This is a genomic window from Streptomyces sp. NPDC051217 (genome assembly GCF_044455465.1).
GTDB lineage: Bacteria > Actinomycetota > Actinomycetes > Streptomycetales > Streptomycetaceae > Streptomyces.
In genome coordinates, this window is record NZ_JBITEV010000002.1 from 104,612 (window position 1) to 122,795 (window position 18,184).

The window sequence follows — 18,184 nt, forward strand, 5'->3', positions numbered from 1 at the left end:
ACAGAGGCCGGGCCGGAAAGCCCGACGTATATACAGCCTAGGGAAATGCGCCCGGGTCCGCCCCTGGAAGGTGCGCGGATGACCCCGCCGACACGGATGGCACATCCGAGTGGCAGCGATCAACGTCCTGGGATTGATTCGGTCTCACATTTCGAAGCCCGGCCGGTCGGTGATTTCGCCGGTCCCGACTTCCCCCTGGTGGAGGTGTGCGTGATGGACCCCGGCAAATTCGCCGTGATCTTCCCCGATTCGGCGTTCGTGCCTGTAGTGCTGGGGTTCTTCGGTCTCGGCACCGGCTATCTGATCTACGGTCCGCAGGAGCTGCTCCGCGCTCCGCGGCGGAATGCCGATGTCGACCGGGCGATGGGCGTATGGGGAATTTTCATGCCCGGCCTGTGCCAGCTCCTCGCCGGGATCTATCTCTTCGTCGGGCTCACCTGGTTCCAGGTGTTCCACGACAAGGCGCTGTACATGGCCGCGCCCTCGCGAAAGCCTTCCGCGAGGCATGGGAGGAACAGCGCCCGGACGGCACGGTGATCCACCGCGATCTCGCCGTCGACCCCGTCCCGCACATCACCGCCGCCGCGTGGACCGCCGGTTGCGCCGCGCCCTCCGAGCGCACCCCGGGGCAGGCCGCCGCGTTCGCCACGCGTGTGAAGCTGATTGAGGAACTGGAGCAGGCGGACGCCGTCCTGATCGGCGCCCCGACGCACAACTACTCGATCCCGTCGACCCTCAAAGCCTGGCTGGACAACGTGTTCCTGCCCGGCCGCACCACGGGCGAGGCAAGGACAGCCTCGCCCTGGACCTCGACTTCATCGTCCCGGAACTCACCTTGGCGCCCAGGAATCCGGCCATGTCCGATCTGGTGCCCCTCTACGAGGCGTCCCGCGTACGCGCCATCGAGGACGCGGCCACCAAGGCCAGGGAACTGGTCGAGCGCCTCGCTTCGTCACGTAATTGAGGACCCACGGACGCCGTTCGGTCCCCTTTCTTCGGGCGGTCGTACGGCGTCCTGGCGCGGGTGGGCTTACGCCTCGCCGTCCGCGGGGTAGGCGATCCGGGTCAGCAGCTCCGCCAGCCGCTCGGACTCGCCGGGCCCCAGTTGGGCGACCACACGCTCAGCCAGCGGCTCCGCCGCCACATGAGCCGCGTCGAAGAGTTCGAGCCCCGCGGGCGTGATCTCCACAGCCCGCACTCTCCGGTCCCCCGGAACGGCCTTCCGTACGGCCAGCCCCATACCCTCCAGGTCGTCCACGACCCGCATGATCCCGGCCTTGTCCGACCCCGTCGCCGCCACCAAGTCCCGCTGCACCGTGGGGCCCTCGTTGACCAGCACGATCAGCACAGCGAAATGCCGCAGCTCGATGCCGAGCGGCCGAAGCGCCTCCCCCATCACCGCGGCCGCGCGCCAGTGCGCCCGGCGCAGCAGCAGGCCGAGCGCGAAGGGCGAGGCGTCCCCGGGGCGGTCGGGCGCACGCGGGGCAGTGGCTGAATGAGGGGTATCGGCGACCATTCGGTCACACTACAGCCATCCGCTCATTCGATACGGTGTCATTCGAAACCAAGTACGGCCACACTGCCGATCGGCAGCGGACGGACGGAGTCGGGTCAGCGTTTGACGCGGTTGCGGACCTCGTCCGCGAGGACCGGCGGGCTTGCCCTGTCAGGTGTCGGCGGGCGCCGGGGTGCGCGTGTCGCCCGGGGGCCTTCCCGGGTCGCCCCAGGAGACGGCGACCATCGCCATGTCGTCGCCCAACTCGCCACCCGCGTACGAGAGCAGGTCGTCCAAGAGGTGGTGGAGCATGACGGAGGGGCCGCCGTTCGACCGGAGGGCCGAGCGGCCGGCCACCGCCGCGCCTTCGGCGAGGGGGTAGAAGTCGCCCTTGCCGTCCCGCGCCTCCGACACCCCGTCGGTGTACAGGAGCAGAAAGTCACCCCGGGTGAAGGGGAAGGTTTCCTCCACGTAGGACGTCTCGCCGAGCCCGCCGAGTCCCAGGGGTGGCGCCGATTTGCGTACGAGGAGGGGTGTCGTGGCCGCCTCATGGATCACCATCGGCGGTGGGTGCCCCATATTGACCACATGGACGACCTGTTCGTCGTCCGGGATGTCGGCCACCAGCGCCGTGACGAACCATTCGCCGCTCTCGTCCTGCGCGGAGTCGAGCTCTCCGAGGCCCCAGCGGACGCTGCCCTCCAGATACGCGGCCAGCTCCGGCAGCGGTGCCTGCCGGTGGGCGGTGGCTCTGAAGGCGCCGAGCATGATCGAGGTGCCGTTCAGGGAGGTGAGCCCCTTGCCCCGGACATCTCCGATGAGGAAGCGGGTCGAGTGCTCGGTGCGGGTGACCGCGAACAGGTCTCCCCCGATGCGGCTGTCGGGCTCCGCCGAGCGGTACTCGCTCGCGATCCGCAGTGGCCCCGCATGCGGCGGCAACGGCCGCAGTAAGGCCGACTGCGTTGTTTCGGAGACCAGTTGCGCCCTGGCCAACTGAAGCTGGTGCCGTTCTCGCAGATAACAGAAAAGGGTGACGAGCGCCGAGACGACAACCAGCGAGACGACTTCCAGCACGACGCGTTCTTCGCCCAGCGCGTGTCTTTCCAGGCCCGCGACGATCTGGGACAGCACCGCCAGTCCCCCGATGGCCGCCACGAGCCGGGGGCCGGCGAACGCCGCGGTGAAAGTCGGCGCGACGACGAGCAGCGGCGCGACGTGGAGGTTCGGGGGCAGCCAGATGTCGATCACCGGCACCGCGATGATGATGGCCAGCGGCACAAGAATCAGGGCCCCACCCGCGATCGGTGGGTGCCTGAAAACCGTATACCCGGACCAGCTACGCATACCTCCTGCATACACCATTCCCCCGACGCGGCCGAACCGGCCTGGGCCGGTCCCGGCCGCAGCGGCGCGGTGTGCCGGGGAGGGGCGTACCGACCGTGGGCTACGGGTCGGCACGATCCGGCCGAAGACCTCACCGGCATCCATCGTGTGGTGAGCCGACGCCGCTCGGTCCAGCGGGAGGACTTATGGACAACTGCCTTCGGGTCACCGCGACCGGCGGCGGCGAAGTGCTCGGTTACCTCAGGCACCTGGCCCGGTGTGGTCCGTGCCGGGCCGGCGGGCACGAGGGCGTTCAGTCGGCTTTGCGCGCCCGGCGGTCGGATTCTCTGACGGCGCTCACGGCCGCGCCGATCGGATGACCCTCGGTGATCTGCTCGATACGGCTCCGTATGCCGCGCATGCTCGGGACCCGGATATATGCGCGTGGCAAGGCCGGCGGCCCCGACCAGGGCGACCAGAGAGACGGCGCGCGGTGACGCCGCACCGGGGCCGGCCCGTACACGACCGTCTGGACCGCCTCGGCGATCACGGCCGCGGAGTGCCGGGCGTCCCCGGGAGACACGACGCGCCAGGACGTACGGGGAACGAGCCCCAGAACGCGGCGCCGGTGGGCGCTCAGCACCCCACGGGCCTCCATCGCGTCCAGGTAGCGCTTCTCGATGTCACGGAAGTGGGGCCACGAGCGGATCCAGCCCTGGAGCGGCCACTTGGTCAGGGAGGCGGCGATGCCGATACGTGCCGCCGCGGCCATGCGGGCGGCGACGCCACGGGGCAGTTCGGGGCGCAGAGCCCGCAGACTCTCCCGTGGGCCGACGAGCCGGGCCTGCCCTTGTCGGGCTGGCCGCGTCTTATCCGGAACACGAGTTGCTCGGACAAGGAGTCGAGGACCGGCTCTCCCAGCGTGACCGGTCGCAGCTCGACAATCCGCAGGTCCTCGATGGTGATCACGCCGCACAGCTCCAGTGCGGCGAGAACGGCTCCGGAGAGGGCCCGGTCGAAGAACTCGGGACGACTGATCTCGCCCGTCCCCGGGTCCGCGCAGGCCAGCAGCAGTTCCTCGTCCCGCCGAGCGTCCGGCGCGATCGTCAGCCGCAGGAGCCCCGGGGCCGTCCAGCAGCCCGACGGCGAGAATCTGTCCGTCCCGGCTCCATGTCCTGACCGCCTCGGCGGTCGCTTCGGCACCCGACCGCCAGAACCAGCCCAGGTCCCCCGGATGCAGTTGCATGGGCGCCCCGTCGTACTGCCACTGACGCAGCACGCCCACAGCCTCGCTCAGCCCGTCGACTCCCGGCTTGCCCAACCCAATCGCCATACTCCGATCACACACCACCGCACCGACAGCCGGCACCCGGTTGCCGAACCAAGGGGCCGCGTACTGGCCGGTAGAGATCTATGCGCGGCAGGGCTCTCGCCTCTACCGTCGGGGCACCGTTCCCAGCCCGCCAACCGGGGCGGGCGTCCCGTCGTACTCCCCGCCCAGGAGGTTTCATGTCACCCCCCACGCCCCGCCGCTCCAGAGGCAGACTCGCCGTCCTGGCCCTCGTCGCGGCCCTGGGAGCCGCCTCGTTCACCGCGCCTCCCCCTGCCCTCGCCTCCGGCGGCGAAGCCGGCGACGCGGCCGGCGACGGGAACTACCTCGTCGGGCGCGGCATCGCCGACGTCACCGGCGAGGCCGCCGAGACCGGGATGATGGGGTATTCGAGCTTCGACCAGAAGACCTCCGGCATCCACCAGCGGCAGCGGTCGCGCGCGTTCGTCGTCGCCGACCCGGCGAGCGGGAAGCGCGTCGTGTACGTCAACGCCGACCTGGCGATGGTCTTCCAGTCCGTGCAGCAGGGCGTCATCTCACGTCTGAAGGAGCGTTACGGCGGCCTGTACGGCGACGAGAACGTGTTGTTGTCCGCCACCCACACCCATTCGGGGCCGGGCGGCTACTCGCACGATGTCGCGTACAACCTCTCCGTTCTCGGCTTCCAGAGCGGCACCTACCGGGCCATCGTCGACGGCATGGTCGAGTCCGTCGTCAAGGCCCACGAGGACCTGAAGCCCGGCACCATCAGCCTGGGCACCGGCACCCTCACCAACGCCAGCGTCAACCGGTCCCGTACCGCCTTCGACCGCAATCCGGCGGCCGACCGGGCCGCGTTCCCCGGAGCCGTCGACCCCGCCATGACCGTGCTGCGGTTCCGGCAGGGCGACAAGGAAGCCGGGGCGATCAGCTGGTTCGCCACGCACAACACCTCGATCACCAACAAGAACACACTCATCAGCCCCGACAACAAGGGCTACGCCTCCTACTCCTGGGAACACGACCTGGAGGGTGTGCGCTATCTCGACAACACACCCGGGTTCGTCGCCGCGTTCCCCAACACCAACGCCGGCGACATGTCCCCCAACCTCAACCTGAAGCCGGGATCCGGCCCGACCGAGGACGAGTTCGAGAACGCGCGCATCATCGGCGAACGCCAGCTCGACAAGGCCCGCACGATCTACCAGAACGCCGAGCCGATCAGCGGCGGTGTCGACTCACGGCTCAGTTACGTCGACATGGAGAACGTGACGGTGAACGGGGCGTACACCCCGGACGGGCAGGAGCACCGCACCTGTCCCGCCGTCGTGGGCGCGTCCACGCTCGCGGGCAGTGTCGAGGACGGTCCTGCGATCCCCGGCTTCAACGAGGGCACACGCACCCCGATCGCCTCCATCATCGACGCGCTGCACGTCGACACGCCGTCCTGGCTGGCGACCTGCCAGTACCCGAAGGCGAGCCTCGTCCCCACGGGCCTGCTGAGCAACGTGTATCCGGTCACCCCGAAGATCCTGCCCCTGCAGATCATGAAGATCGGCGAACTCCATCTCGTAGCGGGACCTGGCGAGTTCACGATCACCTCCGGACTCCGTGTCCGCCGTACCGTGGCGGAGCAGCTCGGTGTCCCGCTCGACCGGGTGCTGCTCCAGGGGTACGCCAACTCCTACAGCCAGTACGTGACGACACCGGAGGAGTACGACAGCCAGCAGTACGAGGGCGGCTCCACCCTCTACGGCCGCTACACGCTGCCCGCCTACCAGCAGGAGTACGCACGGGTCGCGGCGTCCCTGCGCGAGGGCGGCGAGCTCGACCGCGGTACGGCGCCGCCGGACGAGTCGGGGCGGCAGTTCAACTTCCAGACGGGTGTGGTGTACGACAACCCGCCCCCCGGCGCCGCGTTCGGCGGTGTGCTGACCCCGCCGGACCCGTCGTACGCCCGCGGCCGGACCGCGACGGTCGAGTTCGCCACCGGGCATCCGAAGAACAACGTCCGCCGGGGCGGCACCTTCTTGGAGGTACAGCGGCTGGTCGACGGGAAGTGGGTGCGGACGCTGGACGACGGCGACTGGCGGACCATGTACCGGTGGACGCGCGTCAACGGTCTCACCGGCACGTCGAAGGCCACCATCACCTGGGACATCGGCGCGGACACCGCTCCCGGTACCTATCGGATCGTGCACCACGGCGACTCGAAGAACCTGCTCGGGAAGATCACGCCGTTCACGGGGACCTCCCCCGCGTTCACCGTCGACTAGTCGACCGAGAGCTGGGGCGCGGGGTCGGCGGCGGACGTACGCCGCCGGCCCCGCGGCGGCGAGGCCCGCTCCCCGTCGACACGTCGCTGTTCACCCGTTCGGCCCCCGCACAGCCGCATCGCCCGCGATGAGAGCGGCCCCGGCGCCCGCCGCCCGCATGATGGGCCGGTGATCAGTGTCCTCTTCGCCGTGCTGACATCGATCAGCAACGCCTGCGCCGCCGTGCTCCAGCGGCGCGCCGCCTCCACCCTGCCCGACTCCGACGCCATGCGCCTGTCGCTGATCGGGCATCTGCTCCGCAAACGTGTCTGGCTCGCCGGTATCGGGCTGGTGATCGTGGCCGCGATCTGCCAGGGGGTGGCGCTCGCGACCGGGCCCATCGCCGTCGTACAGCCGATCTTCGTCATCGAGCTGCCCCTGACCCTGCTGATCGCGAGCTACGCCTTCCGTACCCGGCTGGCGCCCAGCGCCTGGTTGGGCGTGGCCGCGGTGACCGCCGGTCTGGCGCTCGGACTCGGTGCGGCCGCGCCCACCGGCGGCACCGACACCGTGAAGGGTCTCTCCTGGGTCCCGGCTCTGGTCATCACCGGGATCTTCGAGGCACTGGTGATCGCCGCCGCGCTCCGGACGCGGAGGAACACGCGTGCCGCGCTGCTGGGACTCGCGGCCGCCTGCGCGTACGCCCTGACCGCCGCGCTTCTCAAGGACGCCGTGGCGAGCCTTGAGGCAGGGGCGGGGATCGGTGCGTTCTTCTCCTCCTGGCAGCTGTACGCCACCGGCGTCGCCGGAGTCGGTGCGCTCTTCCTCCTCCAGAACGCCCTCCAGGCAGGCTCCCTCGTCGCGTCGCAGCCGATGCTGACGCTCGGCGACGCGCTGATCAGCATCACCTACGGGGTGACGCTGTTCGGCGAGACCGTACGTACCGGCTGGTGGCTGCTGCCCGAACTCCTCGCGGTCGCCCTCATCACGGCCGGCTGCATCGAACTGGCGCGTTCTCCCCTGGCATCGGGCACTTCCCCGCACAAACACCGCGCACGCTGACGCCACGTCACCTGATGCGGGGTCAGCCCGCCTGCCCTCATGATCCTTTCTCGGCGGGCCGCCCGAGGCGTTCAGGTGGTTCAGGGGGTTCAGGTGCCCTGGGCGATATCGGTCAGGGCGTCGAGGTGCGTGGGTGCCCAGCCGAGCTCACGGCGGGCCCGGTCGCCGGAGAGCTGCTGGTCGAGGGCGAACGCCTCGGCGATCGGGCCCATCCGCCGCACGGCCTCCTCAAGGGTCAGCGGCTCGGTCTTCCCCGGGCATCCGGCGGCCTGGCTGAGAGCTTGGACGATGTCCGCCAGCAGGAGATTCTGGCCGCCGGCACCGATGTAGACAGAACCCGTGGGGGCGTTCAGCGCCAGGACGTACAGTTCGGCGATGTCGTCGACGTGGACCAGTGCCCAGTGGTTGGAGCCGTCCCCGATGGAGGGCACGGCCCCGGCGGCCCGCCCCGGCTCGACGAAGTACATCTGCGACAGCCCGCCGGAACGGCCGTAGACCAGTCCTGGCATCACCACCACCGGACGCTCCCCGGTCCCGGCACGGGCGAGCACGCGCTTCTCGTTCTCCAGCCGCCAGGTGGTGATGGGCGGCGGGCTCATCGGGGTGTCCTCGTCCCCGATCCCGTCGGTGTCGCCGTACACCCACCCCCGCCGGTGTGTACGTACGGGCGGCTTCCCGCACCGTCCTGCAGTGCCTCCGCCGCGGCGCGGTCGATGTCGGCGGTGTCGACGGGCATCCGTACGAAGCTCACGTCGAAAAGCCTCGCGCACCCCTTGGACCTGATCTCCCCGGGAGGTGCGCATCACTTTCACGGTCAGCTCGGGATGGCGGGCGGAGAAGACCCGCACCGGGCCGGTCCACGGTGATGCCGGGCATGAAGCCGACCGTGAACGCCGACGCCCCGTGCGCGGCCCGCTGTACTCGGAGGGTGAGTGCCTGGGCCGAGGCGAGCAGGGGTCCGGCGTCCTCCAGCAATTGGTGGCCCGCGGCCGTCAGCTCGGTGGACTGCTTGTTCCTGTCGAACAGCCGCGCGCGTAGCTCGTGCTCCAGGGCGCGGATCTGGCGGGAGAGCACGGGTTGCGTGATGTGCAGCCGCTCGGCGGCCCGGCCGAAGTGCAGTTCCTCGGCGACGACCGCGAAGTAGCGCAGCTTGCGCGGATCGACATCCACGAGATCTCCCAGCGTGTGTACGCCATGGCCCCAGGTTCGCGCCGGGGGCGCTCGGTGGCGTTGCCGCACCGACCTCGTCAGCGCCTTTGCCGCCGGTGCGGTGCGTGACGACGGTGACAACAGGGAACGCTGGACGCTGACCGCCGAGCACAGAACCACAGCACACCGGAACACGGGGGAAAGATCATGGCCGCGACGACATCCGCACGCAGGCCCCGAGGACAGCGTGCGAAGCGGTGGGGAACGGGCATCGCGCTCGCCGCGCTGGCAGCTCTGACGGTGGCCGGGTGCGGGGGATCCGACACGACCGACGGGGCGGGCGGGGCCGACGCGAGTCCCTCGCCCGAGCAGCGGACCTCGAAGTCCCCTTCCGCCCGGCCCTCCCCCGCGAAGCCGTCGGCGGCGGCGGCGGACGGGAGCGATGTCGGTGCGTGCGAGGACGGCAACTGCGAGATCGCGGTGTCCGAGCCGGTGACGTTCCCGTTCAGGGGCCCGGACGGTGCGGCGACCCTCTCGGTGACCGAGATCGGCAAGAACAAGGTCGAATACACGGTGACGTCCGGCAACGGCCGGTCCCAGGGCGGGGCGAGCGGCCCGGGGCAGGGATGCATCACTGTCCTTCGCACCAGCGGCAGTGGAAACTCCTGCGGCGGACTCGGTGAGGCCGAACGGCCGGGCAGGCAGCCCGATGCCGTGGTGATCCAGGCGGCGACCGGTGAGAACGGTACGGCGATCGTCCACATCGTGTCCGACTGACGTGCGCCCCGACCGGCCCGGCGGCTACGGCGACCTCCGCCTCCCCGGGGAGGGCTTCCGAGTGGGCGTCAGTCCAGCGTCGCGTAGACGATCAGGTTGTTCACCGGGTGGCCCTCGGCGTCGAAGTCGCCGTCGCAGGTGATCAGTCGCAGGGCGTGGTCCCGAGTCCGGCCGTAGACCTTGTCGGTGGGGAAGGAGTCCTTGCTGACACTCTCGGAGCCCGTGACGGTGAATCGCGCGGACTCCCCCAGGCTGTTGCGGACCATGATGTCCGCGCCCTTGGTGATCTTCTTGAGGTCGTGGAAGACAGCCTTGCCGAACCGGGTGTCGTTGTGGCCGATGATGACGGCGGCGCCGGCCTCACCGGGCGCGGCGCCGCCGGTGTACCAGCCGGCGGTCATGCCCTTGTCCGGCGGCGGCACTTCGACCGTTCCGTCGGTGTTGAGACCGAGCTCCATCAGGGAACTCTTCACGCCGATGGAGGGGATCTCGACCTCCACCGGAGCCGCGGGCCGTCCAACTGCCGCCGGAGTACGGGGCGAAGGGGTGCCGACGGCGTTACGGCCGGGGGCTCCGGTGCCGGTGGCCGGGTCCTCGGGAGCCGTGCCCGGTGCCGACGAGCAGCCGGTCAGCACGATGAGGATCAGAGGGACGACGCGGGCGAGGCGGGCAGGGGACACAGCGGGCTCCAGGACAGGACCGGGAAGATCAGGGGCCTGTGGTCGGATCGGGCCGGACGAGTGGCCGGCGTCAGCCGTTGCCGAAGGCCCTCGGCGGCCCCCGAGGCGGAACGGACTCTTGGTACTTACGAGGTGGCGCCGCCCGGCAAGGACGGCGCCACTGTCGTGCCGGGTCAGATTTCGCGCCGCCCGGCGGAGCGGCGGCGCACCACGAAGGTGCCGGCGCCCGCGAGCAGCAGCGCTCCGGCGGCCGAGCCGACGAGGGTGGTCGCTCCGCTGTCTCCCGCCGGGGCCTCGCCCGCGGCCACGCCGCCGCGGGGGACGGCCTTCTCGCCGGCCGCGGCCTTCTTCGCGGCGTCCTCCTTCGCCTTTTCCCCGGCGGAGAGCCCGCCCTCCTTCGCGGCCTGGGCCTTCTTCTGCTCCGCGGCCTTCTGCTCCTCCGCCGCCTTCTTCTGCTCGGCGGCCTTCTTCTCGTCCGCCGTCTCGTCGGTGGGCGGCTCGTCGGCCGCCGACATGACCGGCGGATGGGCCGCTTCGGAGGCGACAGCCGCGGAGACCGGGACGAACATCGCGCCGGCCACGACGGCGGGCAGGACGGCGAGACTCAGACGGTGACGATGTGACATGTATGGCTCCAGTTCCGGCCCGGACTCGGTGATACCCGGGCGTTGAATCGCACCAGGTTCCGGGCAGGGCTTCAGGCTGTCGCCAACCTGTGAAGAAGCTGTCAGAGCGTCATGTTGATCGCATCAGGGCCCGGCGGTGCCCTCCTTGTCCATCTCGGTCTCCCCGGTCTCCTCATGCGCCGGGCCGTCCGCGGGCGCGGCCGGCAGCCGCAAGGTGAAGAGCGAACCCTGCCCCTCCGTGCTCACGACCTCCGCCGTCCCGCCCTGCGCCTCCGCGAGCTTGAGCACGATCGCCAGGCCGAGGCCGCTGCCGCCGGTACTCCGGTTCCGGGACTTCTCCGCCCGCCAGAAGCGGTCGAACACGTGCGGAACGTCCTCCGCCGGGATACCCGCGCCGGTGTCGGCCACCTCCAGCGCCACCTCGTCCCCGGAACCGGTCGCGTACGAACGCAACGTCACCCGGCCCCCGGACGGTGTGTGACGTACGGCGTTGGAAACGAGATTGCTGACGGCCTGGCGCAACCGAACGGGGTCGGCGTACAGCGACGGACCGGATCCCCCGGGCTCCGCCGAGGAGACCATGAGGGTGACCCCGGCGGTCTCCGCCGGGCCCTGGTACGCCGCCGCCACCTGGCCGAGGAGTTCGTCGGCGTTCACCGGCTCCGGATGCAGACGCAGGGCGCCCGCGTCCGCCGCTCCCAGGTCCCGCAGATCGTCGATGATGTGCTGGAGCTGGACCGCCTCCTCCAGGAGCGAGGAGACGAACGCCGGGTCGGGGTCGGCCAGTCCGTCCTGTGCCGCCTCCAGCCAGCCGCGGATGTTGCTCAGCGGCGTACGCAACTCGTGGGCGACGTCGCTGACCATCACCTTGCGCTGTTCCTCAAGCCGGGCGCGGTGTACGGCCATGTCGTTGAAGGTGGCGGCCAGCCGTCCTATCTCGTTGTCCGGGCCGACCGGCACCGGTGCCGAGTCCAAGCCGTCGCGCATCCGCTGCGCGGCGCCGGTGAGCGCGTGCAGGGGCCGTACGAGCCGGGCTCCGGCGATCACCGAGGCGCCTACGGTCAGTGCCAGGACGAGGGCCGTGACCCCGACGATGCGTGCGGTGTTCGCCGGTGAGAGGTCGAAGCCGGGCACACTGACGGCGCCGGTGCCCTCGATGAACAGCAGTGCGGGCGCGGCGACATAGGCCGTGAGCTGCTCACGGCGGGCGCTGCCGACGCAGGAGGCGATGGCCCGGTCGTACGCGCTGTCGTGGGCTCCGGCCACCCGGGCCCCGGGCCCGGCGGCGGACTCCGCCGCCTTCTTCTTGTCGGCCGCCATCTTCTCGGCGGCCATCAGTTCGGCTTCCTTGTCGGCCGCGCCGGTGCCGGTGCCCGGATTCTGTTCGGGGATCGCGGCCTGGTCGTGCCCCCGGTCCCAGGACAGGTCCAGATTCAGCTTCACACCCGTACGCCCCTGGCGTTTCAGGCAGGCGTCGGCCAACTCGTCGAGTTCGTCCAGGGCCTTCTTCTCGGTCGGGGTGGTGCCCGACTCGGCTGCCAGGCACTTGAGTTCCAGGGAGCGGTCGGTGTCGTTGCTGACGAACTCGACACGGGGGCGCCCGCTCGGGCTCTCGACCACGTCGGCGGCGATGCCCACCGCGCTCAGGCACTCGACGTGCTCGGCGGTGCTCTTACGCAGTTCGGCACGCTCCGCCGCGGGCAGCAGGAAGGGGCCCACAGCGCGTGGATCGACTCGGTCCGCGCCGGCGGGTACGGCCTCGGGCACCAGCACGGTGTCGACGGACAGCGGGTCGACAACCGCCGAAGCCTGGGCCGGCAAGGGTGGGACGGACGGAGCACCGGCGGAGGACTCGCCCGCGGAGTCGAAGAGGAGGCGCCGGTCCTCGGTCGTCAGCGCGATCCGGCGTTTGGAGTTGGCGGCCAGCTCGCGCACGGTGTCCTCGACGCCCTCCCAACCGGGGTGGGTTGCCGCGTACTCCAGCAGCGTGTCGTAGATCTTCGCGTCGGAGCTGAGGTCCTGCCCCTGCTCCTGGCGGATCGCCCCGGAGGTCGTCTGGACCGCGAGCCAGGCCGTGGCGGCGACCGAGCACGAGGCCACCAGCACGGACACGGTCAGCAGCCTGCCGAGCAGACTCCTGCGCAGCGGCAGGCGCGGCCTGCCCCGTAGCCGTAGGCGCCCCGACCGGCGCTGTGGACCCGGCTGTTCAGGACCGGGCATGGCGTACGTTCTTCGCGGGGTCCGTCAGTTTGTAGCCGACGCCGAACACCGTCAGCAGCCGGGTCGGCCGCCGTGGCGCGTGCTCGATCTTCTTGCGCAGATTCATGATGTGCACGTCGACGGTGCGATCGCTGATGTACTTGTCGAAGCCATGCAGTTCCTCCAGGAGCCGCTGCCGGGTGAAGACCCGGTCGGGCTCCATGGCCATCGCGGTGAGTATGCGGAACTCGCCGGGTGTGCACTCGACCGGCGTTCCCCCGACCGACACCTCGTGCCGGGCCGGGTCGATCCTGAGCGTGCCCACCGACAGCGCCTCGTCGGCGGGGGCGGTGGCGGGTGCGGACACGGGGCCGTCGCCCGAACGCCGGTTGCGGCGCAGGAGTGTGCGTACGCGAGCCGTCAACTCCCGCGGACTGAACGGCTTCGTCATGTAGTCGTCCGCGCCCAGATCGAGACCGAGCAGCAGATCGTCCTCGGTGCTGCGGGCCGTCAGCATCAACACCAGTACGTCACGGGACTCGGCGCGCAGGATCCGTACCACGTCGAGTCCGTCGGTCCGGGGCATCATCACGTCGAGGACGAGCAGATCGGATCTCCCGCGCCGTACCTCGTCAAGAGCCGCACGGCCGTCCCCGACGACCGTGACCGTGTGCCCCTCGTGCTCCAGGTAACGGCGCACCAATTCGGACTGTTTCACGTCGTCTTCGGCGACCACGATGTTTGCGCCCACGTCGGCGATCGTAGCGAGAGTCTCGCCCAGCGAGGCGGTCAGGCGGTGCGATGGCTGGGGGCTGGGGGGCTGGGGGCTGCGGCGCGGGGCCCGGTGCCACCGAGCGTGCGGTACCGCATGACCGCCTCCTGCGAGCGGGCCGCGCCACGGCGGATGCCATGCCCTGGAGTCAAGCGGAAGACCTTTCCACTTACGCACCGAAGGAGAACTCCCGTGCCCGAGAACGCGGCACCACGCGCGGACGCGGACCAGCCTGCCGCGCCGCGCCGGCTTCGCGCGGACGCCCAGCGCAACGTCACCGCCTTGCTGGAGGCCGCCAAGACGGTCTTCGACACGTCGGGGGTCGACGCGCCCGCGAAGGAGATCACCGACCTGGCCGGGCTGGGCGTAGGGACGCTCTACCGCCACTTCCCTCTGCGCTCCGACCTCGTCAAGGCGGTGGTCCAGAGCGACATCGACGCCTGCGCCGCCGCCGGAGCACACCTCAGCGCCGCTCACGAGCCGGGTACAGCGCTGGAGATGTGGCTGCGGCAGTACACCGAACTCCTCGGAACCAAGCGGGGACTCGCCTCGGCGCTGCACTCGGGCGACCCGGCGTACGAGGCCTTGCCCGGCTACTTCCTTCAGACGCTCACACCCACGCTCACCGCGCTGCTCGGCGCCGCGGCGGCCGACGGCGCCACCCGCGGTCCGGCCCTGGTATTTGCCCTGGTGGGTGAGGAGGGCGCGGTGGTTGACGTCGCCGAGGGCGTACAGCCACTCGCCGTCGGCGCCGCGGACCAGGCAGGTGGTGTCGACATCCAGCCAGGTGCCGGGGGTGAGGCCGACCGTGCCGATGTCGTCGGTGTTGGGGGCGCGGCCGGTGGCCAACATGACCTCGTCGGCTGCCAGTTCGCCGCCGCCGTCAAGGGTGAGCGTCACGGGTCCGTTGGGATCCGGCCGACGCAGCGCGGTGAGCCGCACACCGGTTCGTACGTCGACCCCGGCGTCGCTGAGGCCGCCGGCGACCAGTTCGCCCGCGAAAGGTTCCATCCGGGGGATGAGGCGACCGCGGGCCAGCAGGGTGACCCGGGAGCCCAGCCCCTGCCAGAGGGTGGCCATCTCGATACCGATGCCTCCGCCTCCGACGATGGCGAGCCGGGCGGGCACGATGCTGGAGTCCGTACCCTGCCGGTTCGTCCAGGGCCGGGCTTCCTGGATCCCGGGGATGTCGGGCAGGGCCGGCCGGCTTCCGGTGGCGATGGCGACCGCGTGCCGGGCGGTGAGGGTGAGGTGTGCGCCGTCGTCGCGGGTGACCGTGACGCGCCGGGGGCCGTCGATCCGTCCGTGGCCGCGGAAGAGGTCGGCGCCGCTGGACTTGACCCCCTCAGCCTGCCCGGTGTCGTCCCAGTCGGTGACATATCGGTTACGGCGGGCGAAGACCTGGCTCGTGTCGATCGTGCCGGTGACGGCCTGCCGGGCACCGTCGACGCGGCGGGCGTCGGAGACGGCGATCACCGGCCGCGGGAGCGCCTTGCTGGGAACACAGGCCCAGGCGGAATTCTCGGGTGCTCCCGCGTCTGTCGGCCGTCGGCGTGATGCCGCCCGGATCCGAATCCCGTTGCACCTTCACGGCCGGCTGCGCATCCTGCGGGGATGCGCTTCTCCATCAACATCCCCAACTTCGGTGACTTCGCCGACCCCCGTAACGTCGCGACCGTGGCGGCTGCCGCCGAACAGGCCGGCTGGGACGGGCTCTTCGTCTGGGACCATGTGCTGCACCGCTACCATCAGGGGCGTCCCTTCGGGGATCCCTGGATGCTGCTGACCGCAGCCGCGCTGGTGACCTCGCGGATCCGGTTGGGGACCCTGCTGACTCCGGTCCCCCGCTACCGCCCGCAGCAACTCGCCCGCCAGGTAGCCACGTTGGACCAGCTCAGCGGCGGCAGGGTGGTCTTCGCCGCGGGCCTGGGCGGTCCGGTGGAGGACGAATACCGCAGCTTCGGCGACCTCGCCGAGCCGCGGCTGCTCGGCGAGCGGCTGGACGAGGGACTGGAGCTTTTGGAACGCTTCTGGTCCGGCGAGGCCGTGAACCACCGCGGTCGCCACTACGAGGTCCGGGACGTGACGCTGCTGCCCGCCACCGTGCGGCGGCCCCGTCCGCCGGTGTGGATCGGCGGTTTCTGGCCGCGTCGTGCGCCCATGCGGCGTGCGGCACGATGGGACGGCGCGGTGCCGCTTTTCGAGACGGCCCGGCATGGTCACGTGCCGGACGCGGCGGAGGTACGGGAGATGGTCGGGTACGTCCGCGAGCAGCGTACGGCGGCGGGGCGACCCTTCGAGTTCGTGCTCGGCGGTGCCACTCCCCCGAACGCGGCCAAGGCCAAGGACGTGATCGGACCGCTGCACGACGCCGGCGCCACGTGGTGGGACGAGCGACAGATCCAGACCGGCCCCGACCTGGACCGGCTGCCTCCGGTGCTACGCCGCATCGAGACGGGGCCGCCGGTGATCTGAATCGCCTTCGGCCCGTGGCCCACGGCTTCGCCCCAGGCGTGGGGCCCGGAGCCGTCCGGTCTCCGGACCAGTCCTGCCGGGCCGGGCCGAACACCCGCCCACCACCCTCACGGGCTGTCGCCCTCCCAGTCCCATCGCCGCGGATCACCGGCGCGCGGCCCGTAGCCGGTGCGGCCACCCGGGCCGTACGCTCCGATCTCCGTGACCAGCATCGCGCCCGTGCCGAGCTCCTCGTCCGTCCAGCCGGTCACGTCGAGCAGCAGCCCGTCCAACGGGCCCGCGCACAGCTCCCGGTACACGCGGCCGGGTCGTGGGCCGGGATCGGGGTCGTCGTGGTCGGCGCCGTACACCCGCCGCCGTATCAGTTCGTCCATCACGTCAGCATCCCAGCCACCACTGACAAGCCCGGGTCCTCGGCCGACCCTCACTCCCCCGGCTTCGCGCCATGAGATACGCCTTGCCGAGCCTTCTCGGTCTCGTCGGGCTCCGCGAACACCACCGGCAACACCCCCGGAGGGGTGTGCACGTTCGAGTACCACGCGACAACGCCGCCGAGAGTGCCGTCCGCGAGATCCAGGCCCGTCATCGTCCCTTCATCGAACCGCGGGTGCGGGTACGTGCGGCGGGCCACCGCGACCGTCCCCCCGCGACAGGTCGATGCCGAACGCGCTGACGCCGAGGGAGTCCAGATAGGCCGTCACGTGTCCGGGCCGCCCGCAACCCGGATCAGCGACCGGCCCGGCGCCGGCGGCCTTCGTGAGCTCGGCGAACGTGCTTGTCATCGCGCGGCCGTACAGATCGTCGTCGAACAAGGACGGCACGAATCTGGACCGAGCCACTGACAGTGCCTCGGCTCCCGCGTAGGAGGACGGACACTCAGAGGACGGAATGCGAGTCTCTGTCTGACCGTCTTTGACTCGGGAACGCCCCGTGCGCGTCCGCCGCACGCCCGCTACGGCAGCCAGCGCTCCAGTGCCATGTCGGCGATGTCCTGGAGTTCTTCGCGGCCGAGGCCGCCTGCGGCCTGGACGGCGATGCCGAACGTCACCGTCATGACATATCGGGCGAGCTGTCGGGGGGCGGCGTCGCGCGGAAGATCGCCCTCGTCGACGGCCCTCCGGAAGCGCTCCTCAAGGCGTAGCCCCGAATCGTTCCGCCACTCGACCAGCATGTCGTGCGCGGGCCGACCCGCATCGCTCGACGCCAGCGCGCCCTGCACGACCAGGCATCCCGCAGGGCCTCCGGGACGCGTCGTGGTCCGAACCGCTCCGCAGAGAATCGCCTCGGCCACGCCTCGCGCGGTCGGCTCCTCCAGGGCGCGCGTCCCGTAGGCGGCCGGACCCTCGGTGTAGCGCTCCAGAGCTTTGCGGAACAGCTCCTCTTTGTTGCCGAAGGCCGCGTACAGGCTTGGCTTCGTGATGCCCATGGCCTTGGTCAGATCGGTGAGGCTGACCCCCTCGTATCCCCGTTCCCAGAACACCCGCATGGCGCGCTCCAGCGCCTCGTCGATATCGAATTCTCGAGGCCGACCCATAACGGGGCTCCGCGAACCAGCCATGTGTGCAGCGTACTCCCGAGTGACGATCCGCACGAATTCTATACCGATCAGAATAGAAAGCTTGCACTCTCGGTTCCCACCCACGACGGCAGTCACCACGGCGAGTTCGCGGGACGACGTCATCGCGGAGCTGAAGGGGCACGGCGACGCGGTGCCGGACTTCACCTGGCGGGTACGGGACGTAGCCATCGACGGTGACCGCGTCGCAGCCCGTCTGTTCAACAAGGGCACCCCCGCGAAGGAGTGGTTCGGCGTCGCTCCGACCGGCGAAACGATCGAGTACGCCGAGTACTCCTTCCACAAGGTGCGTGACGGACGCTTCTACGAGATGAACTACCTGATCGACGCCCAGGCCGTACAGCGACAACTCGGCATCTGACCTCCGGGAGCGATTCTCGCCTGCGGCTGAAGCCACCGCACCTCCGAGAGCCGGGCCACCGGCCGGGCTCTCTTTGTGTGTCGACCATGTCGCGACTCGGATGTCTCCCGCGTCCCCGGAGGGAT

Annotated in this window: 18 protein-coding genes and 4 pseudogenes; 8 read left to right on the forward strand and 14 right to left on the reverse strand. The window is 70.6% G+C overall.

The window, feature by feature from the left end; genetic code table 11:
* Nucleotides 1-78: 78 nt before the first annotated feature.
* Both ACIBBB_RS05545 and ACIBBB_RS05550 read left to right on the forward strand, forming a co-directional pair.
* Nucleotides 79-537 (forward strand): hypothetical protein, encoded by a 459-nt coding sequence (locus ACIBBB_RS05545; RefSeq protein WP_398979033.1) that lies wholly within the window; start codon nt 79-81, stop codon nt 535-537.
* Nucleotides 438-964 (forward strand): annotated as a pseudogene (locus tag ACIBBB_RS05550) (NAD(P)H-dependent oxidoreductase). Before ACIBBB_RS05545 ends, ACIBBB_RS05550 begins: the two are co-directional and overlap by 100 nt.
* Before the next feature lie 66 nt (nt 965-1,030).
* Here the strand turns inward: ACIBBB_RS05550 and ACIBBB_RS05555 are convergent.
* The 5 genes and pseudogenes from ACIBBB_RS05555 to ACIBBB_RS05575 all read right to left on the reverse strand — a co-directional run.
* Nucleotides 1,031-1,516 (reverse strand): MarR family winged helix-turn-helix transcriptional regulator, encoded by a 486-nt coding sequence (locus tag ACIBBB_RS05555; RefSeq protein ID WP_398979035.1) that lies wholly within the window; start codon nt 1,514-1,516, stop codon nt 1,031-1,033.
* A gap of 150 nt (nt 1,517-1,666) precedes the next feature.
* Entirely contained in the window at nt 1,667-2,773 is a 1,107-nt protein-coding gene (locus ACIBBB_RS05560) for a PP2C family protein-serine/threonine phosphatase (protein ID WP_398979037.1), read from the reverse strand.
* A gap of 358 nt (nt 2,774-3,131) precedes the next feature.
* Entirely contained in the window at nt 3,132-3,590 is a 459-nt protein-coding gene (locus ACIBBB_RS05565) for a GPP34 family phosphoprotein (RefSeq protein WP_398979039.1), read from the reverse strand.
* Nucleotides 3,551-3,892 (reverse strand): hypothetical protein, encoded by a 342-nt coding sequence (locus ACIBBB_RS05570; RefSeq protein WP_398980031.1) that lies wholly within the window; start codon nt 3,890-3,892, stop codon nt 3,551-3,553. Before ACIBBB_RS05570 ends, ACIBBB_RS05565 begins: the two co-directional genes overlap by 40 nt.
* Nucleotides 3,890-4,151, reverse strand: a pseudogene (locus ACIBBB_RS05575) (GNAT family N-acetyltransferase); the annotation flags it as partial. The gene ACIBBB_RS05570 and the pseudogene ACIBBB_RS05575, both read right to left, overlap by 3 nt.
* A 176-nt stretch (nt 4,152-4,327) precedes the next feature.
* Here ACIBBB_RS05575 and ACIBBB_RS05580 point away from each other — a divergent pair.
* The gene (locus tag ACIBBB_RS05580; RefSeq protein ID WP_398979041.1) at nt 4,328-6,403 is read left to right on the forward strand and encodes a neutral/alkaline ceramidase; all 2,076 of its coding nucleotides are present in this window, start codon (nt 4,328-4,330) and stop codon (nt 6,401-6,403) included.
* 168 nt (nt 6,404-6,571) lie between these two features.
* Nucleotides 6,572-7,444 (forward strand): DMT family transporter, encoded by an 873-nt coding sequence (locus ACIBBB_RS05585; protein ID WP_398979042.1) that lies wholly within the window; start codon nt 6,572-6,574, stop codon nt 7,442-7,444.
* A gap of 89 nt (nt 7,445-7,533) precedes the next feature.
* Here ACIBBB_RS05585 and ACIBBB_RS05590 read toward each other — a convergent pair whose 3' ends face one another.
* Both ACIBBB_RS05590 and ACIBBB_RS05595 read right to left on the reverse strand, forming a co-directional pair.
* Nucleotides 7,534-8,043, reverse strand: a complete 510-nt coding sequence (locus tag ACIBBB_RS05590; RefSeq protein ID WP_398979044.1) for an NAD-dependent epimerase/dehydratase family protein — start codon at nt 8,041-8,043, stop codon at nt 7,534-7,536.
* Nucleotides 8,044-8,191: 148 nt separating this feature from the next.
* Entirely contained in the window at nt 8,192-8,614 is a 423-nt protein-coding gene (locus ACIBBB_RS05595; RefSeq protein ID WP_398979046.1) for a LysR family transcriptional regulator, read from the reverse strand.
* A gap of 186 nt (nt 8,615-8,800) precedes the next feature.
* On the opposite strand from ACIBBB_RS05595, the gene ACIBBB_RS05600 reads away from it, so the two are divergent.
* Nucleotides 8,801-9,370 (forward strand): hypothetical protein, encoded by a 570-nt coding sequence (locus tag ACIBBB_RS05600; RefSeq protein WP_398979048.1) that lies wholly within the window; start codon nt 8,801-8,803, stop codon nt 9,368-9,370.
* 68 nt (nt 9,371-9,438) lie between these two features.
* On the opposite strand, the gene ACIBBB_RS05605 is transcribed toward ACIBBB_RS05600, so the two are convergent.
* The 4 genes from ACIBBB_RS05605 to ACIBBB_RS05620 form a co-directional block, all read right to left on the reverse strand.
* Nucleotides 9,439-10,050, reverse strand: coding sequence for a class F sortase (locus ACIBBB_RS05605; RefSeq protein ID WP_398979050.1), 612 nt, complete (start codon nt 10,048-10,050; stop codon nt 9,439-9,441).
* A 173-nt stretch (nt 10,051-10,223) separates the two neighbouring features.
* Nucleotides 10,224-10,676, reverse strand: coding sequence for a hypothetical protein (locus ACIBBB_RS05610; RefSeq protein ID WP_398979052.1), 453 nt, complete (start codon nt 10,674-10,676; stop codon nt 10,224-10,226).
* A gap of 123 nt (nt 10,677-10,799) precedes the next feature.
* The gene (locus tag ACIBBB_RS05615) at nt 10,800-12,896 is read right to left on the reverse strand and encodes a sensor histidine kinase (protein WP_398979053.1); all 2,097 of its coding nucleotides are present in this window, start codon (nt 12,894-12,896) and stop codon (nt 10,800-10,802) included.
* The gene (locus ACIBBB_RS05620; protein WP_398979056.1) at nt 12,883-13,626 is read right to left on the reverse strand and encodes a response regulator transcription factor; all 744 of its coding nucleotides are present in this window, start codon (nt 13,624-13,626) and stop codon (nt 12,883-12,885) included. Before ACIBBB_RS05620 ends, ACIBBB_RS05615 begins: the two co-directional genes overlap by 14 nt.
* 153 nt (nt 13,627-13,779) lie before the next feature.
* On the opposite strand from ACIBBB_RS05620, the pseudogene ACIBBB_RS05625 reads away from it, so the two are divergent.
* Nucleotides 13,780-14,007 (forward strand): annotated as a pseudogene (locus ACIBBB_RS05625) (hypothetical protein); the annotation flags it as partial.
* A gap of 336 nt (nt 14,008-14,343) precedes the next feature.
* Here ACIBBB_RS05625 and ACIBBB_RS05630 read toward each other — a convergent pair.
* Nucleotides 14,344-15,222: pseudogene (locus ACIBBB_RS05630) on the reverse strand (FAD-dependent oxidoreductase); the annotation flags it as partial.
* 39 nt (nt 15,223-15,261) lie between these two features.
* Here ACIBBB_RS05630 and ACIBBB_RS05635 point away from each other — a divergent pair.
* Entirely contained in the window at nt 15,262-16,122 is an 861-nt protein-coding gene (locus tag ACIBBB_RS05635) for an LLM class flavin-dependent oxidoreductase (RefSeq protein WP_398979058.1), read from the forward strand.
* 107 nt (nt 16,123-16,229) lie between these two features.
* Here the strand turns inward: ACIBBB_RS05635 and ACIBBB_RS05640 are convergent, their stop codons facing one another.
* Together ACIBBB_RS05640 and ACIBBB_RS05645 are read right to left on the reverse strand one after the other, a co-directional pair.
* The gene (locus tag ACIBBB_RS05640; protein WP_398979060.1) at nt 16,230-16,496 is read right to left on the reverse strand and encodes a hypothetical protein; all 267 of its coding nucleotides are present in this window, start codon (nt 16,494-16,496) and stop codon (nt 16,230-16,232) included.
* Nucleotides 16,497-17,074: 578 nt separating this feature from the next.
* Nucleotides 17,075-17,656, reverse strand: coding sequence for a TetR/AcrR family transcriptional regulator (locus ACIBBB_RS05645; protein ID WP_398979062.1), 582 nt, complete (start codon nt 17,654-17,656; stop codon nt 17,075-17,077).
* Between the two features lie 85 nt (nt 17,657-17,741).
* Between ACIBBB_RS05645 and ACIBBB_RS05650 the strand changes: the two genes are divergently transcribed.
* Nucleotides 17,742-18,059 carry an ester cyclase gene (locus ACIBBB_RS05650; protein ID WP_398979064.1) on the forward strand — a complete coding sequence of 106 codons (318 nt, stop codon included), beginning with the start codon at nt 17,742-17,744 and terminating at the stop codon, nt 18,057-18,059.
* The last annotated feature ends 125 nt before the right edge of the window (nt 18,060-18,184 follow it).

Excerpts from the sequence above, each read along its gene's own strand:
- ACIBBB_RS05545 (WP_398979033.1), top strand. The coding sequence starts at position 79 with ATGACCCCGCCGACACGGATGGCACATCCGAGTGGCAGCGATCAACGT.
- ACIBBB_RS05555 (WP_398979035.1), bottom strand. The coding sequence starts at position 1,516 with ATGGTCGCCGATACCCCTCATTCAGCCACTGCCCCGCGTGCGCCCGAC.
- ACIBBB_RS05565 (WP_398979039.1), bottom strand. The coding sequence starts at position 3,590 with ATGGCCGCGGCGGCACGTATCGGCATCGCCGCCTCCCTGACCAAGTGG.
- ACIBBB_RS05580 (WP_398979041.1), top strand. The coding sequence starts at position 4,328 with ATGTCACCCCCCACGCCCCGCCGCTCCAGAGGCAGACTCGCCGTCCTG.
- ACIBBB_RS05590 (WP_398979044.1), bottom strand. The coding sequence starts at position 8,043 with ATGAGCCCGCCGCCCATCACCACCTGGCGGCTGGAGAACGAGAAGCGC.
- ACIBBB_RS05600 (WP_398979048.1), top strand. The coding sequence starts at position 8,801 with ATGGCCGCGACGACATCCGCACGCAGGCCCCGAGGACAGCGTGCGAAG.
- ACIBBB_RS05610 (WP_398979052.1), bottom strand. The coding sequence starts at position 10,676 with ATGTCACATCGTCACCGTCTGAGTCTCGCCGTCCTGCCCGCCGTCGTG.
- ACIBBB_RS05615 (WP_398979053.1), bottom strand. The coding sequence starts at position 12,896 with ATGCCCGGTCCTGAACAGCCGGGTCCACAGCGCCGGTCGGGGCGCCTA.
- ACIBBB_RS05635 (WP_398979058.1), top strand. The coding sequence starts at position 15,262 with ATGCGCTTCTCCATCAACATCCCCAACTTCGGTGACTTCGCCGACCCC.
- ACIBBB_RS05640 (WP_398979060.1), bottom strand. The coding sequence starts at position 16,496 with ATGGACGAACTGATACGGCGGCGGGTGTACGGCGCCGACCACGACGAC.
- ACIBBB_RS05645 (WP_398979062.1), bottom strand. The coding sequence starts at position 17,656 with ATGGGTCGGCCTCGAGAATTCGATATCGACGAGGCGCTGGAGCGCGCC.